This is a genomic window from Paenibacillus amylolyticus, from assembly GCF_001570725.1.
GTDB classification, from domain to species: domain Bacteria; phylum Bacillota; class Bacilli; order Paenibacillales; family Paenibacillaceae; genus Paenibacillus; species Paenibacillus amylolyticus_A.
Genome location: NZ_BCNV01000001.1, coordinates 2,972,033 through 2,997,468, shown reverse-complemented (window position 1 = coordinate 2,997,468; position 25,436 = coordinate 2,972,033). Strand labels below are relative to the sequence as shown.

The following is a 25,436-nucleotide window of genomic DNA, read 5'->3' as shown; positions in this document are numbered from 1 at the left end:
TTCATATTTTCGCCTTCGAAATTGTATATACGATGTGATATACTCAGATATGTACTCAAAGTTACATTGCAAACAAATAATCCTGTCGAAATATTCGCAGGAGTCTATGTGCACATATTCGTATTATACCAATAAGCCAGTAGGTTAGGCCAATATCTGGGAGGGGTAATTCACTTGAAGCTAAAAGTATTGCCTATTGCTTTAACTGCCGTCATTTCAGCCGTTGTGTTGTTTGGAGGTTGGTTTGTGTATCGTCAGGTGGCTATGCAGAATCCGATTGAAAAGATGGTTACCCAGTACGATGGAGTCAATGACGTTCAATTAACTATTAACCGCAATGACGTACAATTGAAACTGGATCTGCAACCCGATGTTGATTTGGGCAGACTGGTACAATATATTCACAAAGAAGGACAGACCCTGATTGGAACACGTTCACTTAAGTTGGATGTCGTGGATCATTCCAGTGAAGCACTGGAGAGTTGGTGGGGGGATGCGATGTTTACCGTAGCTCAGGCGATGGAGAACAAGCAATACACCGAGATTACACCGACGTTGTCCAAGATGGCGACAAATGGAATTAAGGTAAATACAGCGATGGATGACAACAATGTATATGTCAGTCTCAGAGACGGAGATGCCAGCAAGTTTATTATTCTGCCGCGTGTGCCCGGTCAGATAGGAGTGTGGCCTAATGCCTAAGTGGACAAAAGAAGTTGCCATCGGATTTTTTCCCGTGTTGATTATTTTCCTTGCTTTTACTGGTGTTAATATTGTTCCGATTCTGATTGCAGCGGTGCTTGTCGGAGCGTTACTCTTCATGATGCAAATGCGCGGAGGGATTACCGTAGGTGCTGCACAAGAACGAAAACGCAAGAAAAAAGGACCTTCAAAACTTACATTTGAAGAAATTGGAGGACAGGACAGTGCCAAGCAGGAATTGCGTGAAGCACTTGACTTTCTCATTAAACATGAAGAAATCCGGAAGTTCGGGATTCGCCCGTTAAAAGGCATCTTGCTGACTGGCCCTCCAGGGACAGGGAAAACGTTGATGGCCAAGGCTGCTGCCCATTACACGGATTCTGTTTTCGTAGCAGCATCAGGTAGTGAGTTCGTGGAAATGTATGTTGGTGTGGGTGCCAGCAGAATTCGGGATTTGTTCAAGGACGCGAGAACCCGTGCGACCAAGGAAAATAAGGAAAACGCCATTATATTTATCGATGAGATCGATGTTATCGGGGGGAAACGTGAAGGCGGTCAACAGCGTGAGTATGATCAGACGTTGAATCAGCTCTTGACGGAAATGGACGGAATCTATTCTTCCGATACGCCAAGAATCTTAGTTATCGCTGCAACGAACCGCAAAGAAATGCTGGATAGCGCTCTGACACGTCCAGGACGTTTTGACCGTCATATTCAGGTGGACTTGCCAGATAAGAAAGGCAGAAAACACATACTGGAGCTGCATGCAGTCAATAAACCTCTGTTGGAAGGGGTCAGCCTTGAGAAAACAGCGGAAGAATCGTATGGATTCTCCGGTGCACAGCTCGAAAGTGTTATGAACGAAGCGGCAATATACGCCATGCGGGACGGGTTGTTAAACATTGAACAGCGGCACTTGTCCCTGGCTATTGATAAAGTCATGATGGGTGAGAAGACAGACCGTGAATCCAGTGTGGAAGAGAAGAAAAGAGTTGCCATCCATGAGTTGGGACATGCCATTATGGCTGAACTCGTTCGTCCAGGCAGTGTAAGCCAGGTGGCACTCAGTCCGCGTGGGCAGGCACTGGGATATGTACGTCATAACCCGCAGCAGGAACAGTTCCTCTATACGAAGCGCTTTCTGGAAGAGCAGATCATGATTGCACTCGGAGGAGCGGCTGCAGAGGAAATGTACTACGGTGGACGTTCAACTGGGTCACGCAATGACTTTGATCAGGCGACCAATGTGGTGCAGACGATGATGGCTTCCGGATTGACATCACTTGGTATTGTGAACATGGATATGGTCACAACGGAGGAGCTCATGCGGGAGAATAAATTGATTTTGCAAGAACTTATGGAGCAGACAAAAAGGTTGCTTGAAGAACAACGGACAATTTTCGACAATTCCCTCGACAGCCTGATTCGTGAGGAAGTATTGTCTGGCGAGCAATTTCGTTGTCAATTTCGTGACAGTGCCCTTTTACCAGCATAATTTATTTATGCTGGTTATTTTTTTTTACATTTCACTCGTGCTAAGATATTATTATATGTTGGGTCGAAATTTGTAATTTTCGGCGAACAGGGTACAATAGAGAAATAGAGAACCGAAAGGATGGAGCAGAACCATGTTTTTCAAAAAAATAGGAGTTGTCGGCGGCGGTACGATGGGACAAGGTATTTCCCAGATGCTCGCAGCCAAAGGACTTGATGTGCTTCTCGTGGAGCATACAACACAAAAGCTGGATCATGCATATGACATGATTGAAACGAACCTGGATAAACAACTGGAGAAATGGGCGATTACAAAAGCGGAGAAGAAATTGATTCTTTCCCGTATTACCAAGGTAGCTCATTTGGCTGAACTTGGAACTTGCGACATGGTCATTGAGACGATTTCAGAGGATCTGGATGCGAAAAAAGCAGTATTCAGCCAACTGGACCAAGTTTGCCCAAGCAATGTCATTCTGGCAAGTAACACATCCACGCTGAGTTTGACCGAGCTTGCAAGCTCGACCAAATACCCAGAGCGTGTTATTGGTATGCACTTTATTCACCCGGTATCCCGGGTTGATCTTGTAGAGATTATTCGTGGACTAAAAACTTCGGATACCACATTCGAAGAGACCAGACGTTTCGTAGAAGAAGTAGCGGACAAAAAAGGAGTCATGATCTATGAATCCCCTGGATTCGTAACTTCCCGTCTGATCTGCCTGCTGATTAACGAAGCATTGCATGTATTGCAAGAAGGTGTTGCATCTGCTGAAGATATCGATGATGCAATGCGTATCGGATACAACTTCCAACATGGACCACTCGAAATGGCTGATCGTTTCGGATTGGATTCTGTTGAAGCTGCACTCGAAAGAATGTTCCGTGAATTCGGAGAATTGAAATATCGTCCTTCTACAGTCCTGAAGAAAATGGTGCGTGCAGGACACCTGGGTGTTAAAACAGGCGAAGGATTCTTCAAGTACGACAAGGATGGTGACCGACTGTGAAAGTACTCGTAATTAATGCGGGGAGTTCCTCGCTCAAATATCAACTGTATAATATGACTGACGAATCTGTACTGGCTAAAGGTCTGGTAGAGCGGATCGGAATGGATTCCTCCATTCTGACGCACAAACCGACAGGCCGTGAGGATGTTACAGAAGTTAGCGAAATTCTGGAACATACAACAGCAATCCGTAAAGTCATCGATATTTTGACTGACAAAGAAAACGGTGTGTTGGATTCCGTAAGTGAAATTCAAGCTGTTGGACACCGTGTTGTTCACGGTGGTGAAGCATTTAAAGAATCTGCATTGGTAGATGATGCTGCCAAAGCTGAAATTCGTCGTTTGTTCGACTTGGCTCCACTCCACAACCCTGCAGCAATGATGGGGATTCGTGCGGCTGAAGCTAATATGCCTGGAGTTCCACAGGTTATGGTCTTCGATACGGCGTTCCATCAAACGATGCCGGAAAAAGCATATCTGTATGCTATTCCTCGTGTACTTTACAAAAAATATAAAGTACGTCGCTACGGCGCGCATGGTACTTCCCATGATTACGTAAGCAAGGCAGCTGCCGAGTATCTGGATCGTCCAGTGGAAGATCTGAAAATCATCACTTGTCACGTGGGTAACGGTGGTAGTGTAACAGCAGTTAAAGGTGGCGTATCTGTGGATACTTCGATGGGTATGACTCCGCTTGAAGGTCTGATGATGGGAACACGTTCTGGTGACCTTGACCCAGCTATCGTACCTTATGTAATGAACAAGGAAGAACTGAGCGTAAGCGAAGTGAACTCCATGTTGAATAAACACAGTGGATTGCTTGCAATCTCCGGAATCAGCAGTGACATGCGTGAGATTACGGAAGGTATGGAGAATGGCGATGCCAACTCCACGCTTGCTTTTGAAATGTACGAATACCGTTTGCGTAAATACATCGGTTCATATGCAGCTGCAATGAATGGTGTAGACGTGATTGTATTTACGGCTGGTGTAGGTGAGAACTCCGTTGTTCTTCGCCAAAAAGTATGTGAGCAGCTCACTTATCTGGGTGTTGAACTGGATGAAGCGCTGAATGCCATTCGTTCTGGCGAACCACGCCGGATCACAACAGCAAATTCCAAAGTGGAAGTTCTCGTTGTGCCAACAAACGAAGAATTGGTTATTGCACGCGATACACACCGAATCGTATTGAATTCTCAGTAATCTAACTGTAAAGTAAATATAGAATGACAAGGAAGTGCAGAGGACAGGCATAAGCCTGCCCGCTGCATTTTCAAATTCAGGAACCAAGGGGAGATATGGCATGAATACGAATTGTGTAATTCGTAATGTGAACGAGCATGTGGGCGAAACCGTGACAATCGGTGCCTGGATTAACAACAAACGTTCCAGCGGTAAAATTCAGTTTTTGCAGCTGCGTGATGGAACCGGATATATTCAAGGGGTAGTTGTGAAAAGTGAAGTTAGTGAAGAGATCTGGAACAATGCCAAGAGCTTGACACAAGAAAGCTCTTTGTATGTTACAGGTATTATTCGTGAAGAACCTCGCAGTGCGTCCGGTTACGAGATGACTGTTACTGGGGTGGAGATCATTCACCTGACTGAAAACTATCCAATCACGCCTAAAGAACATGGTGTTGATTTCTTGATGGACCATCGTCATCTGTGGCTCCGTTCTACGAAGCAACGTGCAGTTATGGTGATTCGTGCAGAAATTATTCGGGCTGTTCAGCAGTTTTTTGATGGTAACGGATTCACGCAAGTGGACCCTCCGATTTTGACACCATCGTCTGCGGAAGGAACAACGAACCTGTTCCACATCAAATACTTTGATGAAGATGCTTATCTGACGCAAAGTGGTCAATTGTATATGGAAGCCGCAGCGATGGCGCTGGGTAAAGTATATTCATTTGGTCCAACATTCCGCGCTGAGAAGTCCAAAACACGTCGTCACTTGATTGAGTTCTGGATGATTGAGCCGGAAATGGCATTTGTAGATCACGAGGAAAGTCTGCGCGTACAAGAGAAATTTATTGCTCATGTCGTTCAATCCGTGTTGAAAAACTGCCGTGCAGAATTGGAATCTATCGGTCGTGACGTATCCAAACTGGAAGGCATCGTAGCTCCATTCCCGCGTATTACGTATGATGAAGCGATTGAATTCCTGCATGGACAAGGCTTCGATATTCCTTGGGGAGAAGACTTTGGTGCACCACACGAAACAGCGATTGCTGAGAAGTACAACACACCTGTCTTTATAACGCATTACCCTGCTGGAATCAAAGCTTTCTACATGAAACCAGATCCGAATCGTCCTGAAGTTGTCCTCTGTGCGGATATGATCGCACCAGAAGGCTACGGAGAGATTATTGGTGGTTCGCAGCGTATTGATGATCCGGAATTGATGCAACAACGCTTTGAGGAGCACAACCTTTCGGATGAAGCTTACCAATGGTATCTGGATCTACGTAAATACGGATCGGTTCCTCACTCCGGTTTCGGTCTAGGATTGGAGCGGACGGTAGCATGGATCTGTGGATTGGATCATGTACGTGAAACAATCGCATTCCCACGTATGCTCTATCGTCTGTACCCTTAATGCTTAACCGAGGAGCGTCTATGGAAGACACCACATCCAAAGCGTGGTTGGATGGAGCAGCTTATGGCATGACTTCGGGTACAGCTCACCTGCCGTATGCGTTGTTACGTTATTATCACCAGCTTGGCCTATCAGATGCAGAAGTGCTTCTTCTGATTCAACTGCTAGGGTTTCGTCAGGCAGAGTTCAATGAGTTTCCCACGCTTGAAGAGCTTGCGGGCCGTATGGGACTTGCACCTGAAGGCATTGCCAGAATGTTGCAACGTCTGATGAGGGATGGATATATTGCGATTGACGAGCATCGTGACGAGGAACGTGACATCCAGTACGAGCGATATGATTTACATGGATTATATGCCAAGCTTGCAGCGTGCACTGCCGAAGAAGTAGCCGCATACCGTGCGGAGCAGCTGAGCAGCAGTACAGCACGTCAAGATTCGAACAGTGTTCAAAAAGAAGAAGAAGAACGAAACATGTTCTCCATCTTTGAAAAAGAATTCGGCCGTCCACTATCTCCAATGGAGTGTGAGACGATATCCAGCTGGTTGGATCAGGATCGTTATCAAGAGGAACTGATTCTCATGGCTCTGAAGGAAGCGGTTTTTGCAGGCAAAGTACATTTCCGGTATATCGATCGAATTCTGCTTGAGTGGAGCCGCAATCGTGTCAAGACCGTTCAAGACGCGAAGGCGTACACGCAGCGGTTTCGTAATGGTGGACGTTGATTCAAGCGTAGGCAAGAACAAGAAACAGGCCAGAAGTCATTCTGTGCCTGTTTTTTTTGGGAGTATGAGTTGATGAGTTATCAGCGGCACCAAACTTTCAGGCAATGAATTCACTTTGTTTTGAAAAAATTGATGGATCACGCAGGGGTTACCACACAAGCTGTCGTCTATTGTATTGGAGAGGAGGGGAGAGTTATTGATGAAGCGCGCGTAATCGAACAAATCCGTCAAGGAGATACATCCCAGATGCGTACTCTGATTGATAAGTATAGCCAGCATGTATACCATGTGGCCTATTCCGTACTCAGGAACGATCAGGAAGCACAGGATGCAGCTCAGGAGGCGTTCATACAGATGTATAAGTCTCTCCCCGACTACCGTTCCGAAGGTTTCAAAACGTGGTTAACCCGAATCGCCTTTCACAAAGCGATTGATGCCAAACGCAAGCTGGGCAGACGAAGTGCTGAGGATCTGGGCGGAGAAGAAAAAATAATAAATATGCCCGGACGGGATGAAGACGTTCTTGCCCGTCTCGTTCGTGAAGAACGTCAGGATAAACTTCGCGAACGAATTAATCAGTTGCCTGCTCAGCACCGTGATATTATTACTGCGTATTATTTAGGTGAAAAAAATTATGAGCAGATTGCCAGTGATGCACAGGTGGCTGTGAAGACCGTGGAATCTCGCTTGTATCGTGCCCGGCAGTGGATTCGGAATCATTGGAAGGAGGATGAATGGCGTGAGTAAACAGGAGAAGTATACCGCTGCACAATGGACTGATTATATTGAAGGGCGTATGAGTGAAACTCAAGTGAACCGGATGGAACAGCTTCTGATGGAAGACGCAGATGCGATGGACAGCTATCTGGAAGCGCTCGGTATCCATGGGGAGCTGCCTCCGCTACATGACCCGACAGGGTTTGCGGATTCAGTCATGCATCGGATTGAGGGTATTCAACCAACCCAATCACAACGCAAATCCCGTGCTGGACGAAACCGGCGCTGGCTTGATCATAAAGTGTTCCATTACGCGGTCGCAGCCTGTTTGACATTGATCTTCCTCTCGTCAGGACTTTTTGACAAGGTAGCACCTTATCACAAGTTCCAGGATGGCGACCACAGAGGGTCTTTTACGGAGAAATGGACGGAGGCAGCCACTTCATGGCTGGATAACTTCAAGCCTAAACCATAAATGGTTTCGCATTGCCTGAAAAGAAAGGATGACGACTGTGCACTCAGATCGTAACAAATTACTCGCATTTCTATTAAACCTGATACCCGGTCTTGGTTTTATGTATTGGGGTCGAGCCGCAAGGGCTGTGATCTATCCATTACTTTTTTTTGGAACAGCTGTTGGCTCATTCATGCTGGCAATGGTCATTAATGAACAAGATTTAATGATTTTCGGTGCACTTTTTGCGGCCTTCTTCTGGGGGATTAGTATGCTGGACATGATTATTGTTCTGCTCCGTGCGCCTTCTGCCCGAGATGCTCATTACAGGGGATATGGAGCACATTACGGACCGCAACATCCAGGAGCAGCCTATCAGGGAGCACACATGGGCCAGCAAGGGCCTATGGACCATATGAATGAAGATGAGCTGCATCAGCATCCGGGTAGTGAATATGCTCACCCTGATGGGCCCTATGGTCAACCCATGTATCGAAAAGGCAGTGAGGGTGAACGATTCTTTACTATTTTGCTCTCATTTGTTCCTGGATTAGGACATCTTCATCTGGGATTGTTACATCGCGGGTTGTCGTTCCTGATGGCGTTCTTTGGATCATTTGCCATGATGGTTTTCGTGGCTTCGATCACCAATGAATCCGTATTTTTAATGTTCCTGCTCATTCTGCCTGTAATATGGGTATACTGCATGTTTGATGCGGTTCAGCATGTCCACCGTAAGCAGGCTGGTGAGGTGTTGCAGGATCGGACATTATTCGAGGAATTGGAGATGGGCAGAGTAGCCGGACGACGTAGCAAAGTGCTTGCAACGCTGCTATCCGCTTTTCCAGGTGCAGGTCATCTATATCTGGGTTTGCAGAAAAGAGGCATGCAATTGATGTTCCTGTTCCTGGGCAGCATCTATGTGCTGGACCTGCTTCACTTATCGGTGTTTCTGTTCATGATTCCACTGGTCTGGTTCTACAGCTTCTTTGACGGGCTACAGTGCTCCAGTCGTTATGGACGCGAACCATTGGTTGATCAACCGATCTTCAAAGACTGGGCCCGCCATCAGCGTCTGATTGGATTTGGAATTGCCGCGCTGGGTCTATATTACCTGACAATCCGTCTTGTCATTCCACAGTTGAATGAGCTCTTCCCTAATGCATTTATGACGTATGAGATACGTTCCTATTTGAATACCGTCATTGTATCCTTGCTGCTCATTTTTGGCGGCTTGAAACTGCTGTTTGGCAAGCAACGGGGGACGGGTATCCAAAGTGCTGCTCATCAAAATGATGAGGGAGCAGACAGCCTCTTTTTATTCAAGGATCGGGATGATCGACTGTAATTTACGATCCAAGTTGAATTAAAGATTATTTACACTGACACTTCGATGACAGAGCAACCTGTCAATCGCTGTTATCTCATAACAAAAAAACACGCCGAGGCCTATGTATATCAGCCTTGGCGTGTTTTTATATTGTGCAGCTTTGATTTTAAATAATGATTGCTATCTTTTAGCGCCATTCAGCAGAAGTTGACGGTACATCACTTCGAATAGGAATTCGAACGCTTCCAGATGACGTTTCGCCTCAAAAGCATCCTTGCCCCACGCATATATGCCGTGATTACGAAGCAAGATCCCTGGCACTTTGGCATCCAGAACATCCGGTACCAATTCAGCAATGGATGGAATGTCCGCAAAGTTAGGCAGGACAGGGACACGAATCTCTGCATTTTCTTCCCAGATGTTGAAAGCCTTGATCAATTCAATTCCTTGAATCGGTACGTGCCCATCTGCTCCAAAGAATTCACTGATCAGGTTGTTAAACACGGTATGCACGTGGAATACAGCACCGCAACCCGTCAAGCGATAGATTTCGCAGTGAATCAACGTTTCAGCACTGGGTTTCAACGTTGTTGTTTCAATTGCTTTGCCATGCTTGTCCACAAAAAGAAAGTCTTCCGGTGTGCGAAGAGATTTGTCTTTGCCTGAAGCGGTAACCGCAAAATAAAATTGCTCCGGATCAAAATCTCCTACACGCATCGACAGATTGCCACTTGTTCCAGGGAACCAGTTACGACTGGCGAACAACGCTTTAATATCAGCCAGTTCTTCAAGGACCTGACGTTTGTGTTCCAATGTAATCTTTTCAAAGCCCATCGTTTACAGCACTCCTTGTGTTTGCTTCTGTTTCATATCTTCGATGATATCGTAAAAAGTAGCGAATGGCACATGGTCCACACCAAGTTCAATACACTTATCCGTCAAAATGGAGCGAGAGTAGACGAGATCGGCGATCTTTGCACCTTCAAAATCTGTCAGACTGTCTCCAATGAGAATTCGATTATATTGTTCTTCCGGGAAGGTACGAATCACTGTTGTTTTGCACATGCCGCAGCCATTCTCACAAGGAGGCTGGCAGGGATTCGGCCATTCAATCTTAATGGTTTCACCCGAGAAGTCAGCTCCGTTGCAGTAGACATGATCCTGCGGGATATGGAATGGTGCGAGTAACGGCTCAATAAAGAAGTCCATGCCACCGCTGGTCACATTGAATTCGATACCTTCACTTCGAACGTACTCAAGAAACTCGCTGAATCCTTCACGGATGCCCGCTTGTCCAAGCACAAATTCCACAATTTCATCTTTCTGCGATGCAGGCAACAGAGCAAACATGGCTCCAACACCTTCACGCAGCGAGATTTTTTGCTCAATCGTATCTTTCATAATCGCTTCAATGCCCTCAGGTTTGAAATGTTTCATGATTGCGACAATATTGTCCGAGAGTGTAATCGTACCGTCAAAGTCACAGAAAATGACTGTTTTTTTATCACTTCTCATCGTTCGCCACCCCACAGATCCAATGCACTTTTCAGCTCCGGATGCTCGGTTGCATATTGCGCTAGTGGAATGGAACGTTGAGCTGCCTCAATCGCTTGCAGGAATGCACGTCCGCCTGCCTCAGTGCCCATAGGATGTCCATGAATACCGCCACCAGCATTAACGATGACATCTGTGCCAAAGTCGCGCAAAATAAGCGGTACAAGGCCTGGATGGATGCCGGCGGAAGGCACTGGCATACTGGTTCGTACAGGCAGATCAGCTGTCAGTAATTGCTCCGTGATCGCCATGTTTTCTTCCTTCGGCATCGTTACCGATCCATAAGGAGAAGGGAAGAGCACCAGATCGGCACCCGCAAGTCGCATTAACTGGCCAAGTACAACCGAAGCCGACATGCCGTAATGTGGTGAAGGATACAATGCTCCTGCAAGTGCAGGGTGAGCCATAATCGGCACATTGATATCAGGATCACTGCTGAGTTCATGCAGTACATCATATCCGTAAGACAATACGTTGAACAACAGGGCATTGGCTCCTGCACCAATGGCGCGTTCAGCTTGCTCTTTCAGACGAGATGTAGGTCCTGTGAGATTGGTTGCATACAGTAGCTTCTTGCCCGTCTCCTGGCGTGCCTGTTCGGCAGCTTTCATGCAGACCTCGACTCTTTTTTCGATGGGCGTCAGTTTGTTCTCGAACAGAATTTCATCGTCCTTGATCAGATCAACGCCTCCAAGAGCCTGACGAATAAATTGTTCACGAAGTTCATCTGCATCCAGTCCGATAACCGATTTGAAGATACTCATTAACAGTGGACGGTCATGTACACCAAGCAGATCACGAACACCATTCAGTCCAAACTTGGGTCCCGGGAATGCACTGAGGAAGCCATCCGAGAAACCAAGCTTTGTTAATTTGATCCGGCCATCCATTGAGATTTTGCCAAAGACCGTCACGAGCAGGGCAGGGATATCACGGCTGAAGTTAACATCAGGATATCCGATGGTAATATCGGCGTAACGCTCACCCGCACCCATGCCATCAACTTCATGTACTTCTACGCTGATGACTTCACCCAGATGTTTCTGCATCGCTTCACGCTGGGCTTGTGGCAACTCCGTCCAGCTACCCACGGTCATGCCGATCACGATAGACTGAGCCTTCTTGCGAAAGTCTGCATGAGCATCATGCAGACGATATGTGGCTGTGCACATGTTATTCATTTTAAATCCCCTTCCAAAGCAGCTCCCATCTCCCGTGAGCGCTCTGCACAGCGGTTGACGGCTGCGATTACATTTTCAAAGAAATCTCCTTCGTCCAGCGTCTTCAGTGCTGCCTGGGTTGCCCCTCCAGGGGATGTCACATCACTACGAAGCTTCATCGGTTCCAAACCGGTTTGTTGTACCATACGTGACGCGCCAAGCACCGTCTGAACAGTGAGATCACGAGATTGCTGGCTGGATAAACCACCACGAATACCTGCGGCAATCATGGCCTCCATTAAATAGTATACATAAGCAGGGCCGCTTCCGGAAATCCCTGTGAGCACTTCGAGTTTATCTTCAGGCACGATGGTCACGATACCAACCGCTTCAAACATAGTCATCACCGTACTGCGTTGCTCATCCGTAATCTCCGCAGAGAAGGCAAGCCCGGTTGCACCAAGCCCAATGGTACTGGATGTATTCGGCATGGTTCTGGCAATCGGCTGTTTACGACCGAGCAAGGACTGCATCGTGCGGATCGATAATCCGGCAATGACAGACACGATTAGTTGATCAGGTGATAACAGCGGACCCAGTTCGCGCAGCGCTGCGGCAGCATCTTTGGGTTTCATACAGAGTACAATGACCGGAGTGGAGGCAAGATGATCCAGAGATTGTGAGGCAGTTCCGGTATGTACAGCATAACGGGTGCTGAGCTCCTCCTGACGTTTCTGGTTGCTGCGGTTCAGCATCGTAATATCCTGAGGACGAACGACTAGGCGGGAGATCAGTCCGCGCACGATGGCTTCAGCCATCGCGCCTGCTCCGTGGAAAGTAATCTTCTGTTGTAGTAACGTCTGTTGCTCTTGACTCATATTTATCGTTCCTCCTATATAACTGGTGCTGGGATATTATTGACGGATCTGTCCATTGCCTGTAATACGATATTTGGTTGACGTCAGTGCTGGCAGTCCCATCGGTCCACGTGCATGCAGTTTCTGGGTACTGATTCCGATTTCGGCTCCATAGCCAAATTCAAATCCGTCGGTGAAACGTGTAGACGCATTGTGATAGACGGCTGCTGCATCTACATCATGCATGAAGCGCTCTGCATGGGTTGTATCCCGCGTTACGATACACTCGGAATGTTTGGTTCCGTAATGTGCGATGTGCTGCATCGCTTCATCCAGGTTCTCGACCACCCGGATATTTAAAATATAGTCGTTGTACTCAGTCGCATAGTCTTCCTCGGTTACCTCAAGGGCAGAAGGAACAAGACGGCGCACCGTGTCGCAACCTTTCAAGACCACATTGGCCTCACGGAATTGCTCGGCAAGAGCAGGCAGATGCTCTTCCGCATATGCCGCATGCAGCAGCAACGTTTCCATGGAGTTACATACAGATGGACGTTGTGCCTTCGCATTGATGGCGATTTCGGCTGCCATGACCGGATCAGCTGATTCATCCACATAGGTATGACAGATGCCTGCCCCGGTTTCAATAACAGGTACGGTTGCATTGGCAACCACATTACGAATGAGTGAGGCCCCGCCGCGTGGAATGATGACGTCCAGCAGGCCGTTCAACTTGAGCATTTCATCGACGGAAGCACGATCTGCATCCTCAACCAGTTGCAGCGCATCAGCTGGCATGTTTGTCGTTGCGAGTGCCCGATGTAGCACCTCGACAATTTTACGATTGGAGGACAGGGCAGAGGAGCCGCCGCGCAGAAGGACTGCATTACCTGTTTTGAGACATAAACCGGCTGCGTCTACAGTCACATTAGGACGAGCTTCATAGATGATGCCAATCAGGCCAATCGGCACTCTTAATTTTTCAACATGCAATCCGTTAGGACGGGTGAATGTCTCCAGCACTTCACCGACTGGATCAGGCAGATCTGCAATCTGACGTAATCCTTCAGCGATGCCAGCAATGCGCTCCTTATTAAGGGCGAGTCGATCCAGCATGGATTCCGGCGTGCCTTGTTCTCTGCCTCGTACCAGATCTTCGGCATTTGCTGTAATGATGGAATCCGTCTCCTTAATCAAAGCATCTGCCATGACACGCAGGGCCGTATTTTTCTGTTCTGTATTCAATCGGTTCAGCTGTGGAACCGTGGCTTGAGCTTTGCTGGCTTTTTCTCTGACTTCACTCATCTTAATTCCTCCTCATATATACAAATATAGAAAGTTAAATTTTTAACCACATGTTGGACTAAAGATTATTCACACAGACACTACGATGACAGAATAACCTTCCAATCGCTGTTATCCCCAGATTTTTTCGATTCCCTTTTCTAAAGGGAAAATCCGAGGATAAGCGTATGCTTCCGATGTAGCTTTCATTCAGAAAGCTTGTAGGCGAACGCTCCGCTTTTTCAGGTTTTTTCTGTCCTCTCCGTTACGTGTAAATGATTAGTTTAATTTAATATAGCTTCATGTTTATTTTAACGTAATCCATTCGTCTCTATGAATAACTTCAAGTCTGTGGATGCTAGCGAGTTGTTTCATCACTTCGCCACTGGAAAGTCCGGCAATGAGTCGAAGCTGGTCATCATCATAATTGACAATACCGCGACCGAGCAAAGTTTCGTCCATGCCAATGACCTCTACGACGTCTCCTGCATGGAAAGTTCCAAGTACCCGCTTAACCCCTACAGGCAGAAGACTGTGGCCCCCATGGACCAGGGCCTCTTCAGCACCATCATCTACAACAACGGTTCCCAGCGGAGTAGACATGAAGCCAAGCCACTGCTTTTTACGGGATAGCGAAGCGAGTCGTGTCTCAAAGTAAGTACCTTTGCCCGTGCCATCAACCGCCTGCTGCATATCTCCAGGTTCTTTCACACTTCCTACAAATACGGGCACGCCTCCACGTGTAGCAACCTTGGCTGCATCAACTTTTGAACGCATTCCACCTGTGCCAACTGATGAACCTGAACCACCGGCAAACGCGTAGATCTCAGCCGTGATTTCGGGGATCCGGTCGTAACGTACGGCAGACGGATCTTTACGAGGATCTGCGGTGTACAAGCCGTTGGTATCGGTAAGAATGATCAGATGCTGTGCCTTCACCAGGTTTGCAACCAATGCGGACAACAGATCGTTATCACCAAACTTCAATTCATCCACCGATACTGTATCATTCTCATTGAAAATCGGAATCACTCGCTGTTTGAGCAGTTCCTCCACGGTCATGCCTGCATTGCCCATACGTTTACGACTGTGAAAGTCTGTACGAGTTAACAGAATTTGCGCCGTAGTAACGCGGTGCGCTGCAAAAGCCTGTTGATATGCCTGCATCAATAATGCCTGCCCAACGGCCGCTGCAGCTTGTTTCTCATGCAACTGTTTAGGCCGCTGAGGGTAACCGATCTCCCGGAATCCGGCCGCTACCGCTCCAGAGGTGACCAGAAGTACTTCATGACCCTGATCAGCCAATGCTGCAATTTCTCCGGCAAAGAAAGTGATCGAACTGCGATCCAGACCGCCTTCTTCCGTTGTAAGCGAGCTGCTTCCAATCTTAACTACAATACGTGAAGTCATGGTTTCACTTCCTTAAACATGATTAATAAGTGCTTCTGGAGCAGGCTTTAGCGGGTACAAAAAAAACTCCCGCCCTTTAGTTAAAAAGGACGAAAGTTCGTTACTTCCGCGGTACCACCTTTATTGATGATTAGATCATCCGGCTTCATGCCCTGTAACAGAAGGCACTGTCCTGTACGTAACAGGCCGCTCAGGGGTAGGTTTCAGAGAAGAGTCGCGGTAAATTCTTTCAGCAGGGTGGAATTTACTCTCTGGGCGCGACTGATATTCTCTTACTGGTCCCGTCATCACGTTTCGTTCAATATTTCTTATAACATACCATGGAAACTTGGCATATGCAAAGGGGTTATGGTCCTGTAAATTACTTGAATAAATTCAGCTTGCCAATCCGCTCCACAGCTTCGCGTAATCGGTTTTCATCACTTAGCAGTCCTGCGCGCACATAGCCTTCACCATGCGAACCAAAACCAATACCTGGTGCTACGGCCACCTTGGCTTCTCGCAGTAACAAGTCTGCAAATGAAGCGGAGGTATAACCTGAAGGCACAGGCAACCAGCTGAAGAATGAACCTGCGGGTTTCGAAGCTTGCCAACCAATAGAGGAAAGAGCGTCATAAAACGCATTGCGACGGGATTCATAACGTGAAACCAGCGAAGTAACACATTCCTGAGATCCAGTGAGTGCTTCCGTTGCCGCAGCCTGAATCCCACCGAAGAGACTGACATAGATATGATCCTGAAGCAGATTGATTTTAGAGACAATCTCTGCATTACCAAGCGCGAATCCAACACGCCATCCAGCCATATTGTATGTTTTGGATAACGTATAGAACTCGATGCCCACTTCTTTGGCACCAGGGGCTTGCAGGAAACTCACGGGACGATGTCCGTCAAATCCAATCGCACCGTAAGCAAAGTCGCTGGCAACGACAATTTGATTTTGAATGGCAAATTCAACCGTATCTTCGTAGAACGAAAGGGGAGCCGTTGCCGACGTTGGATTGTTTGGATAGTTCAGGAACATCAGCTTGGCTTTCTCCCGATCTTCGGCTGTAACAGCTTCGTAATCCGGCAGGAATGCATTGGACTCAAGCAAAGGCATAAATGACATGTTTGCTTTGGCGAGTGCAACACCAGACCAGTAATCCGGGTAGCCCGGATCGGGAACGAGAACGGTGTCGCCGGGGTTAAGCAGGACCTGTGGTAACTGAACCAGACCTGTTTTGCCCCCGAACAGAATGGCCACTTCAGTCTCGGGATCCAGATCAACATTGTAATCTTCCTTATAACGTTTGGCGACAGCTTCCTTCAGAAAAGAGTACCCTCTAAAGGGTGAATATTTGTGGTAGAGGGGATTCTCAGCCGACTCTTGCAGTGTTTTCACAATATGAGGTGGTGTAGGTGTATCCGGGTTCCCCTGACCTAGGTTGATCACGTCATGTCCACTTGCGATTTCACGATTTACATTTTGAACAAGGGTAGCAAAAAATTGCGTTGGCAGCTGTGTCATCACATCAGAAGTTGGTATCTTAAAAGCTGAACGAGCAGTTATATGGTCTGAATGGGTCATTATATTCATCACTCCGGTTATTAAAAATGGCAAATAGTTCTCATTAATTTATCACGCCAATCCCGAGCTGTATAGAGGGAAATGCACTTGAATATACAGTACATAGGAGCAAAGAGCGGTGTATTGTACAAAACTGAAAGTGCTCATTTAGTTTTGTCCATTGAGCTGAGAGAGACCCTGATTTATGATAATATCCGATAATGATAATCAATATCATTAATTTCTTGCACAACGTACATGATATAGGGGGAGAAATAGAAATGAAAAAGGGCATACGAAATACGGCAGTATTATTTACGGTTACGTGGTTATCCATTCTGCTGCTGGCTTGTGGAAATCAGGCTACAACACCTACTGCTGGAGCAGATGATTCCAAAGCAGCCACAGAAACCACGGAGACCCAACCCTCAACGGAAGAGACGAACGAGGGCGAGACCCGAGTATTCAAAGATTGGACAGGCCATGAAGTAGAGGTCCCTGTAACACCAAAACGTGTCATCTATCATGGAGAAGTTACCGGGGATCTGCTTGCGCTTGGTGTTGTTCCTGTAGGCATACTTCGTCAGGATGGAACCGTATACGATGATCAGGTTGCTCAGGCAGAGGATGTAGGATTTCCGATCAGTGTGGAAAAGGCGCTAGCCTTAAATCCCGATCTGATCATTTTCTCGAACAGTGATGAGGCACAATACGATCAGATCTCGAAAGTTGCTCCAACGGTTACATTTGATTCGTTCGGGTCAATAGAAGATCGCATGCGCATCCTTGGCGACTTGTTGAACAAGAAGCAAGAGGCAGAGGACTGGATCACGGCTCATCAAAAAGCGACAGAAGAGATGTGGACGCAACTTCATGAGAACGGATTGAAAGAAGGGGAGACGGCTTCGGTATTCACCATGTATCCCGGGAATCGTCTGTTTGTTATGGCGGGTGCAGGATTGCCACAGTTGTTATATGGAAAAGACGGGCTGAAGCCAACCGCGGAAATCCAGAAAGTATTGGATGAAGACATGGGATTCGTAGAGATTTCAACTGAAAAATTATCTGAATTTGCCGGTGATCGGATATTTATCCTGGATCCTGTGACCGACGATGCGAAGCAATCCACCAAGGAATTGCTGGATAGTTCAATCTGGAAGAACCTGCCTGCGGTGAAAGAAGGAAAAGTATATCGTTTTGATATCGTAAAAGCTTCAAGTGATGCGCTCTCCAGGGAGTGGCTGCTACAAGAGCTTCCGAAACAGATGATCCAATAATTTTGTGACGAGCTAATAAGGCAGTATTAACACCTTTGAGTAATGCAGTTATAAAAAAGTAAAAGGAGCCTTCAACATTTCGTTGAACGCTCTTTTTGCTGATTAAACTCAATCTGGATTATTAACAATGGCTCGCTTATAATCAGATCATACAGAATGATTGATAATTATTCTCATTTTAGAAAAACGAGGTGAACCGACATGCAGGCTTTGGATGCCGATGAGGGAGCGTTGTTCTTTTCAGCATTCATGTTTCGGCTGGATCATCTGGTACGACGAATTGAAGCACCTGAACAGGTGATGCTGGAAGTTGCTTGCGAGAAACATGCCTTCCTGATCTGTGAAGAAGGGGATGGACGTTTATATATTGGACATGAACAGTTTCCGTTTACTACGGGATGTGTTTATCCGCTTTCTCCGGGAGAAGGGTACCAGATTGAACATCGTAATGACTCGGAATTGAAATATATCGTGGTGGCGTTTGATGTCATTCATATATTGACGGGTGATCCGGAGCTCTTTACACGCACTGTATTTGAACACAGAAACCAATTGAATGGTTATCCCTATGCTCCGTTAAATGGGCTGCTGGAGCAAATGTATGTCATTCGGAATTATAAAACGGATGCAGAATATAGTCATCTGAATGCACAGTTCCAAAGATGGATGGAGATGATCATTACCCGGTACACCTCTCCGAAGACGGAACAGAGTATGGAAGCCAGACTACACAGTACGATTCAGTATGTAGACGACCATTATGCTGAAGAAATCACTGTACAGAAACTGGCACGTCTCGCGGAGATCAGACCTGCACAGTATACCACCCTGTTCAGACAACTCACGGGTCACAAGCCGCTTGATTATGTGAATCATGTACGTATCAAACATGCCAAGGAATGGCTTCGCAAATCGGATGAACCGCTTCGGGATATAGCGAGCCGCGTTGGGTTTAAGGATGAGTATTATTTCAGCAGGCGTTTTCGCCAAATGACCGGATTGTCTCCTCGTCAATATGACAGATCCATTCAGCAGCAGACGTTGGTGCAAGATTGGTTGGGTCATGATGTGCATATTCCAGTAAACCCGGAGCGAATTATGTTTTACGGAGATTCAGCTGGAGATCTGCTGATGCTGGGCATTCAGATATTGGGAGATCAGACCTATGACGCGGTTGCTCCGGTTAATGTGGAAGCAGCTGTTATCATGAAGCCGGATTTGATTATCTTTGATAGCAACAACGAACAGCAATATGAACAACTTTCCCGTATTGCACCAACACTCGCTTATAACTCACATGCCATGTTGGACGAGCGAATGCGCAGTTTGGGCAATTGGTTTGGCAGACAATCTCAGGCTGAACAATGGCTAACCTCCTATGGGGAGCGTACTGAGCAGATGTGGGCGAAGATCCATACAGCGATTGAAGCAGGGGAAACGGCATCTGTATTTACATACCATCGGGGTGCACGCTTATTTGTTATGGGCAATATCGGTCTAGCGCCATTGTTATATCATCCGCTGGGATTCAGGCCAGTTAACAAAGTGAAGGAAGCACTTACGGCGGGCAGAGCCTATAAGGAAATTTCGGCTGAAGCGGTACGTCAGTATGCGGGAGATCATGTATTTGTCATGCTGCCTGAGGACATTGTAGCCCGGGAGGCTACCGAGATGCTGATGAAAAGTCCCAGCTGGAAGAACCTTTCGGCTGTGCAGAATGGACGGGTGTACCCTGTAGAGGAGTCGATCTGGAATGTGGGTGACGCGCTCACGAGTGATCGATTGTTGACTCTGCTGCCTGAGTTGTTATGCGGAAGTTCATAACGAAAACAGGCTTGCAGTCCTCATGAGGATCAAGCTATGATAGCAGGTATTACGGTTCAGAGGAGTGCTTGTCATGACAGAAAAACAACAGGGAGAAATGCGTGTAGCCCTGATTCAGGGCGATATTCAACTCGGGGACCCTGAGGCCAATCATAAACATATGCAGACGTTGCTTGAGCGTGCGGTAGAACAATATCCGGATCTGGGGCTGGCTGTGTTACCTGAGATGTGGAATACGGGCTACGCTTTGACGGAAATTCATGAACTCGCTGACCCGGAAGGCCAGAAATCCCGGGAGTGGCTGTCTGCTTTTGCCCAAAAACATCAAATTTCCATCGTTGGCGGTTCAATCGCTGAGAAACGGGATGGTCAAATATACAATACAATGTACGCTTATAATCGTGAAGGAAAACAGGTAACACGATACGATAAATTACATTTGTTCCGTCTGATGGACGAGGAGAAATATCTGCAGCCTGGTGCGGAACCAGAAATTTTTGAATTGGAGAACGGTCTTACAGCGGGTGCTTCGATCTGTTATGATATCCGGTTTCCGGAACTGGCCCGCACACTTGCTTTGAACGGTGCCAAGGCATTGATTGTACCGGCCGAATGGCCGAACCCTCGTCTGCACCACTGGCGTACGTTGCTTACGGCACGAGCGATTGAGAACCAGATGTATGTGATCGCCTGTAACCGTGTAGGTAAAGGGGGAGAGACTGAATTTTTCGGGCATTCCCTCATCATTGATCCTTGGGGTGAGATTGTGGCTGAAGGTGGCGAAGGGGAAGAGATCGTGACCGGAATCATACGTCCATCTCTGGTAGATGAGGTCCGTGGTCGTATTCCCGTGTTTGAAGACCGTCGACCTGGCGTTTATTTTGGCGAAAAATAAATAAGTGGAATAAAATTCTTGAGTAGAGTGTTTATTCTTCCAGGAGGCGGGTAATGATAACTATCCCGTCACCAAGGAGGATGATCAATCAATGGACAACCATGTGAAAGATACGCTCAGGAGACTGGAACAGGATAACACAAGGGAAGATCACTTAAGGGCATTCTTAGAGAATGGAGCAGGAGGGCTATCACCCCCTGATTCAACTGTTCAGGACGAAGGCCGTGTCATGAATCAGCAAAACAGGCTGACAAGCGATCGTAATTTGCGTAAATAAACCGCCAAACATGAAGTTTTCTTATGTACGTTTCTACGTTAACATTATAAAATAGCATTGAAGCTAAACGACTTAACAAGCAACATTGTACTGTAACCAGATACTGTGATTGCAATGTAAGAACTCTATCTTGCGGATGCGGGAAACGAGTATATGACAAAGGCTTGGCCCATAAGGGTCAAGCCTTTGTTTTGGTTCAGTATCATATGTCTCCATATCAATAGGCGCAATTCATTAGTCTCCTTGAGAAAGTTCGGCCACGGTTTGTTGAAACGTATGGATGAATGCTTCGGCTGCCTTCGACAGTACTCTGCCTTGACGATAAGCCACAACAAGCGTTCTGCTGGGTGTCGGCTCAGCAAGCGGAACGTACACAGGCACGAATTCACTGCGCGGGGCACGGGCGATAAAGCGTGGAACCAGGGTGATACCCATACCCGTGGCGACCAGCGACTGAACGGTTTCAATATTGGTGCTTTCGAACACAACTTGGGGATCAAAACCGGCCTGCTCACAGAGGTCAAATGTAAGTTTGCGGAAACCCTGTCCTTTTTTCAATACAACAAAGGGTTCATCACGAAGCTCTTCAATTCGCACAGGAAGCGGATGTTCCGGATCTGCCCTGAGTGCCAAAGGGTGATTCGGGGGAACTGCCAAATCAATCCGTTCTTCTCCAATGGCAACGTAGGCGAGACTTGGCTCTTGCAAAGGAAGCGATAGCAGACTAAGATCTGCTTTGCCGCTTGCAGTCAATTTCTCAAGCGTAAGCCCGGAGTCTTCCAATAAAGTGACTTCAATCTCGGGGTAAGCTTGTTGGAACGCTGGAAGCACATGCGGGAGCAAGTGTGAGCCCGTGATGGGCATGCTGCCCACAACAACTTTACCTTTGCGCAGCTGGGAGATGTCTGACATTTCCTGGCGCAACAGCTCCACGGCATCTACGATCTTCTGGGCTTGCTCGACAAACGTAACACCGGCATGGGTTAACTCCACGGTACTGGTATTACGCTGAAATAGTAGGACACCCAATTCCTTTTCCAATTTGGATAATTGCTGGCTTAATGAAGGTTGGGCAATATGCAGCTTCTCTGCTGCTCGTGAAAAATTGCGTTCAGCCGCAATTTGCAGCGTATATTGAAGTTGTCTGAATTCCATCGTCATTGGTCATTCCTTTCGTTATGCCACCATTATATCACTACAGATGAAGAAATCATTAATTTCGCTTAACCGCTTGCACTGTATCAGAAGAGTTGCTATACTGATTTTGAAAACGCTTAAGAGAACTACTTACCCGGGTAAAACAAAATCAACGTTTTCATATGTGACAGCTTCAAGCTTTAGTACGAATACATTTCAAATGTTCATATTCTTTTTCGTTTATATAATTGAATAACATTCATCCAACGATGGCGTGTTACTGTTCGGCAGGCAAGACCTAGATTGGGTGGGAAGAGTTTCTTTTCCTACCCTTTTTAGGTCTTTTTTTGTTCCCATCAAGAAGAAATGGCGGAGGTGTCGTTATGAATTCCAAAAAGCTGGCTCAGGAAATTTTGGAGCATGTAGGTGGAAATAATAACATCAATCAAGTAATTCATTGTTCAACGAGATTACGTTTTACACTTAAAAATTCAAAGCTTGCCAATACAGAAGAGATCAAACGGTTGGATGGAGTCATAGGAGCCGTGGACAGTGGGGGGCAATATCAGGTCATCATTGGTAATGATGTGAGTTATGTATATAACGAACTGGTTCCGTTAGTAAGCATGGACACTTCAGGTGATGAGGTTAAGCCTCAGCGGGATTACAGCCCCAAGGGTCTGTTTAATGCTTTTGCCAATATCGTCGCAGGCATCTTCCAGCCGATTATTCCGGCTATCGCAGCTTCTGGGATGCTCAAAGCCCTGCTGTTGCTGGCTACCGTTTTCGGGATTATGGCTAAGGAAGATCAGGCTTACGTATTTTTGAACGCGATCGCGGATGCAGGCTTTTATTTCCTGCCCATGCTGCTTGCCTTCTCAAGTGCAAACAAGTTCAAGGCTAATCCATATATAGCTGTTTTACTGGGAGGCGTCTTGCTTCATCCGAACATGATTGGTCTTCTGGGTGGAGAGGAACCGGTGTATTTCCTTGGTATGAACGTACCGAATGTTGCTTATGCAACTTCCGTCATCCCGATTATTTTGACAGTTTGGCTGATGTCGTATATCGAACGCTTCGCTGACAAAGTATCACCCGGACCTGTAAAAATATTTTTGAAGCCGCTCATTGTGATCCTGATTGTTGCCCCGGTTTCGCTGATTGCACTTGGTCCATTGGGCACATATATCGGTACGGGAATGTCAGAGGGTGTCTTCTGGATACAGGATAAAGTGGGCTGGGTAACGGTCGTTATTATGTCGATGTTAATGCCATTTATCGTGATGTTTGGGATGCACAAAGTGTTTTATCCTGTGATCTTTGGAGCAATTGCTTCACCCGGTTACGAGACGCTGTTCCTCGTCTCAATGCTTGCTGCCAACATGGCACAAGGGGGAGGCGCACTGGCCGTAGCTTTCAAATCGAAAGACCCAAAAATGAAACAGATCGCTCTTTCTGCCGGAATTTCCGGTATGTTCGGGATTACTGAACCAGCAATCTACGGCGTGCATCTCCGACTGAAGAAGACATTTTGGGCTTGTATCATCGGGGCTGGAGTAGCGGGAATGTTTGCGGGCATTGTCAATCTGAAGGCATACACAGCTGTTGGTCCTGGTCTTGCCACATTGCCGATCTTTGTCAGCGATGATCCCAATAATATTTTATATGCGCTGATTACGGTTGCGATTTCTTCCGTTATTGCCTTTGTAGGGGTATTTCTGATCGGATTTCAGGATACAGCGGCCGGCCCAGAGCCTGCTAGCGCTGGTAAGCCCTCATCAGATCCGGCTCTTCCACTCCGCATGGATTCTCAGTCGCAAACTTCAAATTCCGGCGTGAAATCCAAAAAAGTGGTTTTTGCTCCATTGGAAGGTAAAGTCCTGCCATTAAGAGAGGTGAAGGACGAGGCCTTCTCACAAGAAGCCATGGGACAAGGTATGGCCATTCAGCCAAGTGTTGGCAAGGTGTTTGCCCCGTTTGATGGTACTGTTGAGACGGTGTTCCGAACCAAACATTCCATCGGTCTGAGATCGTTAGAAGGGGTAGAACTTCTGATTCATGTCGGATTGGATACGGTGAAACTGAAAGGCCAGCATTTTGATGTAAAAGTGAACGAAGGAGAACAGATCTCCCATGGTCAGCTCCTGATCGAATTTGATCTTGAAGCCATACAAGCCGCAGGTTATGACACCACGACCCCTGTAATCGTGACCAATTCCTCGGACTATCTGGAGGTACTGGGCAATGAATCTGCAGCAATGACAGGACCAGGAAAACCATTAATTACGGTGTTATAAACCCGCTGAAATATGAATGAAAGGCAGGCAGCCTGATATGGAAGTCGTAAAAATACTGAATTCGAGCATTGTTCTCGCTAGACGTGGTGAGGAAGACAAGGAAATTATTGTGATGGGAAAGGGCATTGGCTACAGGAGCAAACTGGGAGATGTCGTGAGTGAGGATGAGATCGAGAAGATCTATGTCCTTGAAAATGAAACGATCTCTTCCGATCTCACCGCCCTGATGAAGGAAACGCCAAAAGAATATCTGATTCTGGCTGACGAAATCATCTCCTATGCCAAACACACATTGTCCCGCCATCTGAGTGATCATCTCTATGTCGCATTAACGGATCACTTGTATATGGCCATGAAGCGATTCAAGGACAATATGACGATCCAGAACCGAATGCTGTGGGAAGTGAAAAAGTTCTATCCGCAGGAGTTCAGTATCGGGTTGCATGGCCTGTCTCTCATTCAAAAACAGCTTGGTCTCTCCCTGCCTGAAGAGGAAGCGGCGAATATCGCCTTTCATCTCGTTAATGCACAGCAGAATGATGACAATATGAATCAGGTCATGATGATGACCAATACAGTCAAGGATGTACTCAATATTATCAAAATTCACTATCAAGTGGAGCTGGATACACACAGCATCAACTATTCACGCTTTTTGACCCATTTGCAGTTCTTCATTCAACGGCTTTTTGAGCATAAAACATTAAACACGCAGGATCATGAGCTCTTTGAGCAGATTGCGAATAAATACCCGCAGGAAGAAGCCTGCGTACTGCTAATCAAGGAATATATTGAAGCCCGGTTTGAACATACGATCTCCAATGAGGAAATGATGTATCTGATTATTCATATTAATCGAGTCATGAGTCGTAATTAAGCAAGAATGAA

The 25,436-nt window shown here is 46.8% G+C and carries 23 protein-coding genes and 1 other annotated feature; of the genes, 15 read left to right on the top strand and 8 right to left on the bottom strand.

Going from position 1 to position 25,436, the window contains the following annotated elements:
* Positions 1–174: 174 nt before the first annotated feature.
* The 9 genes from PAHA3_RS13240 to PAHA3_RS13200 all read left to right on the top strand — a co-directional run bounded on the left by PAHA3_RS13240 (position 175) and on the right by PAHA3_RS13200 (position 9,045).
* Positions 175–702 (top strand): hypothetical protein, encoded by a 528-nt coding sequence (locus PAHA3_RS13240; RefSeq protein ID WP_062835160.1) that lies wholly within the window; start codon positions 175–177, stop codon positions 700–702.
* A complete protein-coding gene (locus PAHA3_RS13235; protein WP_062835159.1) occupies positions 695–2,197 on the top strand; it encodes an AAA family ATPase in 1,503 nt (500 codons plus the stop codon). Before PAHA3_RS13240 ends, PAHA3_RS13235 begins: the two co-directional genes overlap by 8 nt.
* A 133-nt stretch (positions 2,198–2,330) precedes the next feature.
* Positions 2,331–3,203: a 3-hydroxyacyl-CoA dehydrogenase family protein gene (locus PAHA3_RS13230; protein ID WP_062835158.1), complete on the top strand. Its 873-nt coding sequence runs from the start codon at positions 2,331–2,333 to the stop codon at positions 3,201–3,203.
* Positions 3,200–4,405: an acetate/propionate family kinase gene (locus PAHA3_RS13225; protein ID WP_062835157.1), complete on the top strand. Its 1,206-nt coding sequence runs from the start codon at positions 3,200–3,202 to the stop codon at positions 4,403–4,405. Before PAHA3_RS13230 ends, PAHA3_RS13225 begins: the two co-directional genes overlap by 4 nt.
* Positions 4,406–4,505: 100 nt before the next feature.
* On the top strand, positions 4,506–5,801 hold the full coding sequence (gene asnS / locus PAHA3_RS13220) for an asparagine--tRNA ligase (protein ID WP_062835156.1): 1,296 nt from the start codon (positions 4,506–4,508) through the stop codon (positions 5,799–5,801).
* A gap of 20 nt (positions 5,802–5,821) precedes the next feature.
* The gene (locus PAHA3_RS13215; RefSeq protein WP_082762797.1) at positions 5,822–6,526 is read left to right on the top strand and encodes a DnaD domain-containing protein; all 705 of its coding nucleotides are present in this window, start codon (positions 5,822–5,824) and stop codon (positions 6,524–6,526) included.
* A 120-nt stretch (positions 6,527–6,646) separates the two neighbouring features.
* On the top strand, positions 6,647–7,273 hold the full coding sequence (locus PAHA3_RS13210) for an RNA polymerase sigma factor (protein WP_235599437.1): 627 nt from the start codon (positions 6,647–6,649) through the stop codon (positions 7,271–7,273).
* Positions 7,266–7,718 carry a hypothetical protein gene (locus PAHA3_RS13205; RefSeq protein WP_062835154.1) on the top strand — a complete coding sequence of 151 codons (453 nt, stop codon included), beginning with the start codon at positions 7,266–7,268 and terminating at the stop codon, positions 7,716–7,718. Before PAHA3_RS13210 ends, PAHA3_RS13205 begins: the two co-directional genes overlap by 8 nt.
* A 37-nt stretch (positions 7,719–7,755) precedes the next feature.
* Positions 7,756–9,045, top strand: a complete 1,290-nt coding sequence (locus PAHA3_RS13200; protein ID WP_371327938.1) for a multi-tm2 domain protein — start codon at positions 7,756–7,758, stop codon at positions 9,043–9,045.
* Between the two features lie 162 nt (positions 9,046–9,207).
* Here the strand turns inward: PAHA3_RS13200 and PAHA3_RS13195 are convergent, their stop codons facing one another.
* From PAHA3_RS13195 to PAHA3_RS13165, 7 genes are all read right to left on the bottom strand, one after another.
* Positions 9,208–9,861, bottom strand: coding sequence for a methylthioribulose 1-phosphate dehydratase (locus PAHA3_RS13195; protein WP_062835152.1), 654 nt, complete (start codon positions 9,859–9,861; stop codon positions 9,208–9,210).
* A 3-nt stretch (positions 9,862–9,864) separates the two neighbouring features.
* Positions 9,865–10,542, bottom strand: a complete 678-nt coding sequence (locus PAHA3_RS13190; RefSeq protein WP_062835151.1) for a 2-hydroxy-3-keto-5-methylthiopentenyl-1-phosphate phosphatase — start codon at positions 10,540–10,542, stop codon at positions 9,865–9,867.
* Positions 10,539–11,762, bottom strand: a complete 1,224-nt coding sequence (locus PAHA3_RS13185) for a 2,3-diketo-5-methylthiopentyl-1-phosphate enolase (RefSeq protein WP_062835150.1) — start codon at positions 11,760–11,762, stop codon at positions 10,539–10,541. Before PAHA3_RS13185 ends, PAHA3_RS13190 begins: the two co-directional genes overlap by 4 nt.
* Positions 11,759–12,619 (bottom strand): pyrroline-5-carboxylate reductase, encoded by an 861-nt coding sequence (gene proC / locus PAHA3_RS13180; RefSeq protein ID WP_036671976.1) that lies wholly within the window; start codon positions 12,617–12,619, stop codon positions 11,759–11,761. The genes PAHA3_RS13185 and proC overlap by 4 nt, the downstream gene beginning before the upstream one ends.
* 36 nt (positions 12,620–12,655) lie before the next feature.
* On the bottom strand, positions 12,656–13,903 hold the full coding sequence (locus tag PAHA3_RS13175) for a glutamate-5-semialdehyde dehydrogenase (RefSeq protein WP_062835149.1): 1,248 nt from the start codon (positions 13,901–13,903) through the stop codon (positions 12,656–12,658).
* Between the two features lie 285 nt (positions 13,904–14,188).
* Positions 14,189–15,292, bottom strand: coding sequence for a glutamate 5-kinase (gene proB, locus PAHA3_RS13170; protein ID WP_062835148.1), 1,104 nt, complete (start codon positions 15,290–15,292; stop codon positions 14,189–14,191).
* Between the two features lie 82 nt (positions 15,293–15,374).
* Positions 15,375–15,589 (bottom strand) — a binding site (T-box leader).
* 64 nt (positions 15,590–15,653) lie between these two features.
* Positions 15,654–16,862 carry a pyridoxal phosphate-dependent aminotransferase gene (locus PAHA3_RS13165; RefSeq protein ID WP_062835147.1) on the bottom strand — a complete coding sequence of 403 codons (1,209 nt, stop codon included), beginning with the start codon at positions 16,860–16,862 and terminating at the stop codon, positions 15,654–15,656.
* A 260-nt stretch (positions 16,863–17,122) separates the two neighbouring features.
* Here PAHA3_RS13165 and PAHA3_RS13160 point away from each other — a divergent pair, with 260 nt between their 5' ends.
* The 4 genes from PAHA3_RS13160 (at position 17,123) to PAHA3_RS13145 (ending at position 21,114) form a co-directional block, all read left to right on the top strand.
* The gene (locus PAHA3_RS13160) at positions 17,123–18,118 is read left to right on the top strand and encodes an ABC transporter substrate-binding protein (RefSeq protein ID WP_062835146.1); all 996 of its coding nucleotides are present in this window, start codon (positions 17,123–17,125) and stop codon (positions 18,116–18,118) included.
* Between the two features lie 201 nt (positions 18,119–18,319).
* Positions 18,320–19,942, top strand: coding sequence for an AraC family transcriptional regulator (locus tag PAHA3_RS13155; protein ID WP_062835145.1), 1,623 nt, complete (start codon positions 18,320–18,322; stop codon positions 19,940–19,942).
* Between the two features lie 73 nt (positions 19,943–20,015).
* Complete coding sequence (locus PAHA3_RS13150) at positions 20,016–20,837, top strand: carbon-nitrogen family hydrolase (protein WP_062835144.1); 822 nt, start codon at positions 20,016–20,018, stop codon at positions 20,835–20,837.
* 91 nt (positions 20,838–20,928) lie between these two features.
* On the top strand, positions 20,929–21,114 hold the full coding sequence (locus PAHA3_RS13145; protein WP_017687767.1) for a hypothetical protein: 186 nt from the start codon (positions 20,929–20,931) through the stop codon (positions 21,112–21,114).
* A gap of 234 nt (positions 21,115–21,348) precedes the next feature.
* On the opposite strand, the gene PAHA3_RS13140 is transcribed toward PAHA3_RS13145, so the two are convergent.
* On the bottom strand, positions 21,349–22,269 hold the full coding sequence (locus PAHA3_RS13140; RefSeq protein ID WP_062836096.1) for a LysR family transcriptional regulator: 921 nt from the start codon (positions 22,267–22,269) through the stop codon (positions 21,349–21,351).
* A gap of 365 nt (positions 22,270–22,634) precedes the next feature.
* Between PAHA3_RS13140 and PAHA3_RS13135 the strand changes: the two genes are divergently transcribed.
* Both PAHA3_RS13135 and licT read left to right on the top strand, forming a co-directional pair.
* Positions 22,635–24,548, top strand: coding sequence for a beta-glucoside-specific PTS transporter subunit IIABC (locus PAHA3_RS13135; RefSeq protein ID WP_062835143.1), 1,914 nt, complete (start codon positions 22,635–22,637; stop codon positions 24,546–24,548).
* Between the two features lie 37 nt (positions 24,549–24,585).
* On the top strand, positions 24,586–25,425 hold the full coding sequence (gene licT / locus PAHA3_RS13130) for a BglG family transcription antiterminator LicT (protein ID WP_062835142.1): 840 nt from the start codon (positions 24,586–24,588) through the stop codon (positions 25,423–25,425).
* The last annotated feature ends 11 nt before the right edge of the window (positions 25,426–25,436 follow it).

Coding starts and splice junctions, on each gene's coding strand:
- PAHA3_RS13175 (WP_062835149.1), bottom strand. CDS start 13,903: ATGAGTGAAGTCAGAGAAAAAGCCAGCAAAGCTCAAGCCACGGTTCCA.
- PAHA3_RS13230 (WP_062835158.1), top strand. CDS start 2,331: ATGTTTTTCAAAAAAATAGGAGTTGTCGGCGGCGGTACGATGGGACAA.
- PAHA3_RS13145 (WP_017687767.1), top strand. CDS start 20,929: ATGGACAACCATGTGAAAGATACGCTCAGGAGACTGGAACAGGATAAC.
- asnS (WP_062835156.1), top strand. CDS start 4,506: ATGAATACGAATTGTGTAATTCGTAATGTGAACGAGCATGTGGGCGAA.
- PAHA3_RS13150 (WP_062835144.1), top strand. CDS start 20,016: ATGACAGAAAAACAACAGGGAGAAATGCGTGTAGCCCTGATTCAGGGC.
- PAHA3_RS13155 (WP_062835145.1), top strand. CDS start 18,320: ATGCAGGCTTTGGATGCCGATGAGGGAGCGTTGTTCTTTTCAGCATTC.
- PAHA3_RS13190 (WP_062835151.1), bottom strand. CDS start 10,542: ATGAGAAGTGATAAAAAAACAGTCATTTTCTGTGACTTTGACGGTACG.
- PAHA3_RS13215 (WP_082762797.1), top strand. CDS start 5,822: ATGGAAGACACCACATCCAAAGCGTGGTTGGATGGAGCAGCTTATGGC.
- licT (WP_062835142.1), top strand. CDS start 24,586: ATGGAAGTCGTAAAAATACTGAATTCGAGCATTGTTCTCGCTAGACGT.
- PAHA3_RS13160 (WP_062835146.1), top strand. CDS start 17,123: ATGAAAAAGGGCATACGAAATACGGCAGTATTATTTACGGTTACGTGG.
- PAHA3_RS13165 (WP_062835147.1), bottom strand. CDS start 16,862: ATGACCCATTCAGACCATATAACTGCTCGTTCAGCTTTTAAGATACCA.
- proB (WP_062835148.1), bottom strand. CDS start 15,292: ATGACTTCACGTATTGTAGTTAAGATTGGAAGCAGCTCGCTTACAACG.
- PAHA3_RS13235 (WP_062835159.1), top strand. CDS start 695: ATGCCTAAGTGGACAAAAGAAGTTGCCATCGGATTTTTTCCCGTGTTG.
- PAHA3_RS13195 (WP_062835152.1), bottom strand. CDS start 9,861: ATGGGCTTTGAAAAGATTACATTGGAACACAAACGTCAGGTCCTTGAA.
- PAHA3_RS13135 (WP_062835143.1), top strand. CDS start 22,635: ATGAATTCCAAAAAGCTGGCTCAGGAAATTTTGGAGCATGTAGGTGGA.
- PAHA3_RS13185 (WP_062835150.1), bottom strand. CDS start 11,762: ATGAATAACATGTGCACAGCCACATATCGTCTGCATGATGCTCATGCA.
- PAHA3_RS13140 (WP_062836096.1), bottom strand. CDS start 22,269: ATGGAATTCAGACAACTTCAATATACGCTGCAAATTGCGGCTGAACGC.
- proC (WP_036671976.1), bottom strand. CDS start 12,619: ATGAGTCAAGAGCAACAGACGTTACTACAACAGAAGATTACTTTCCAC.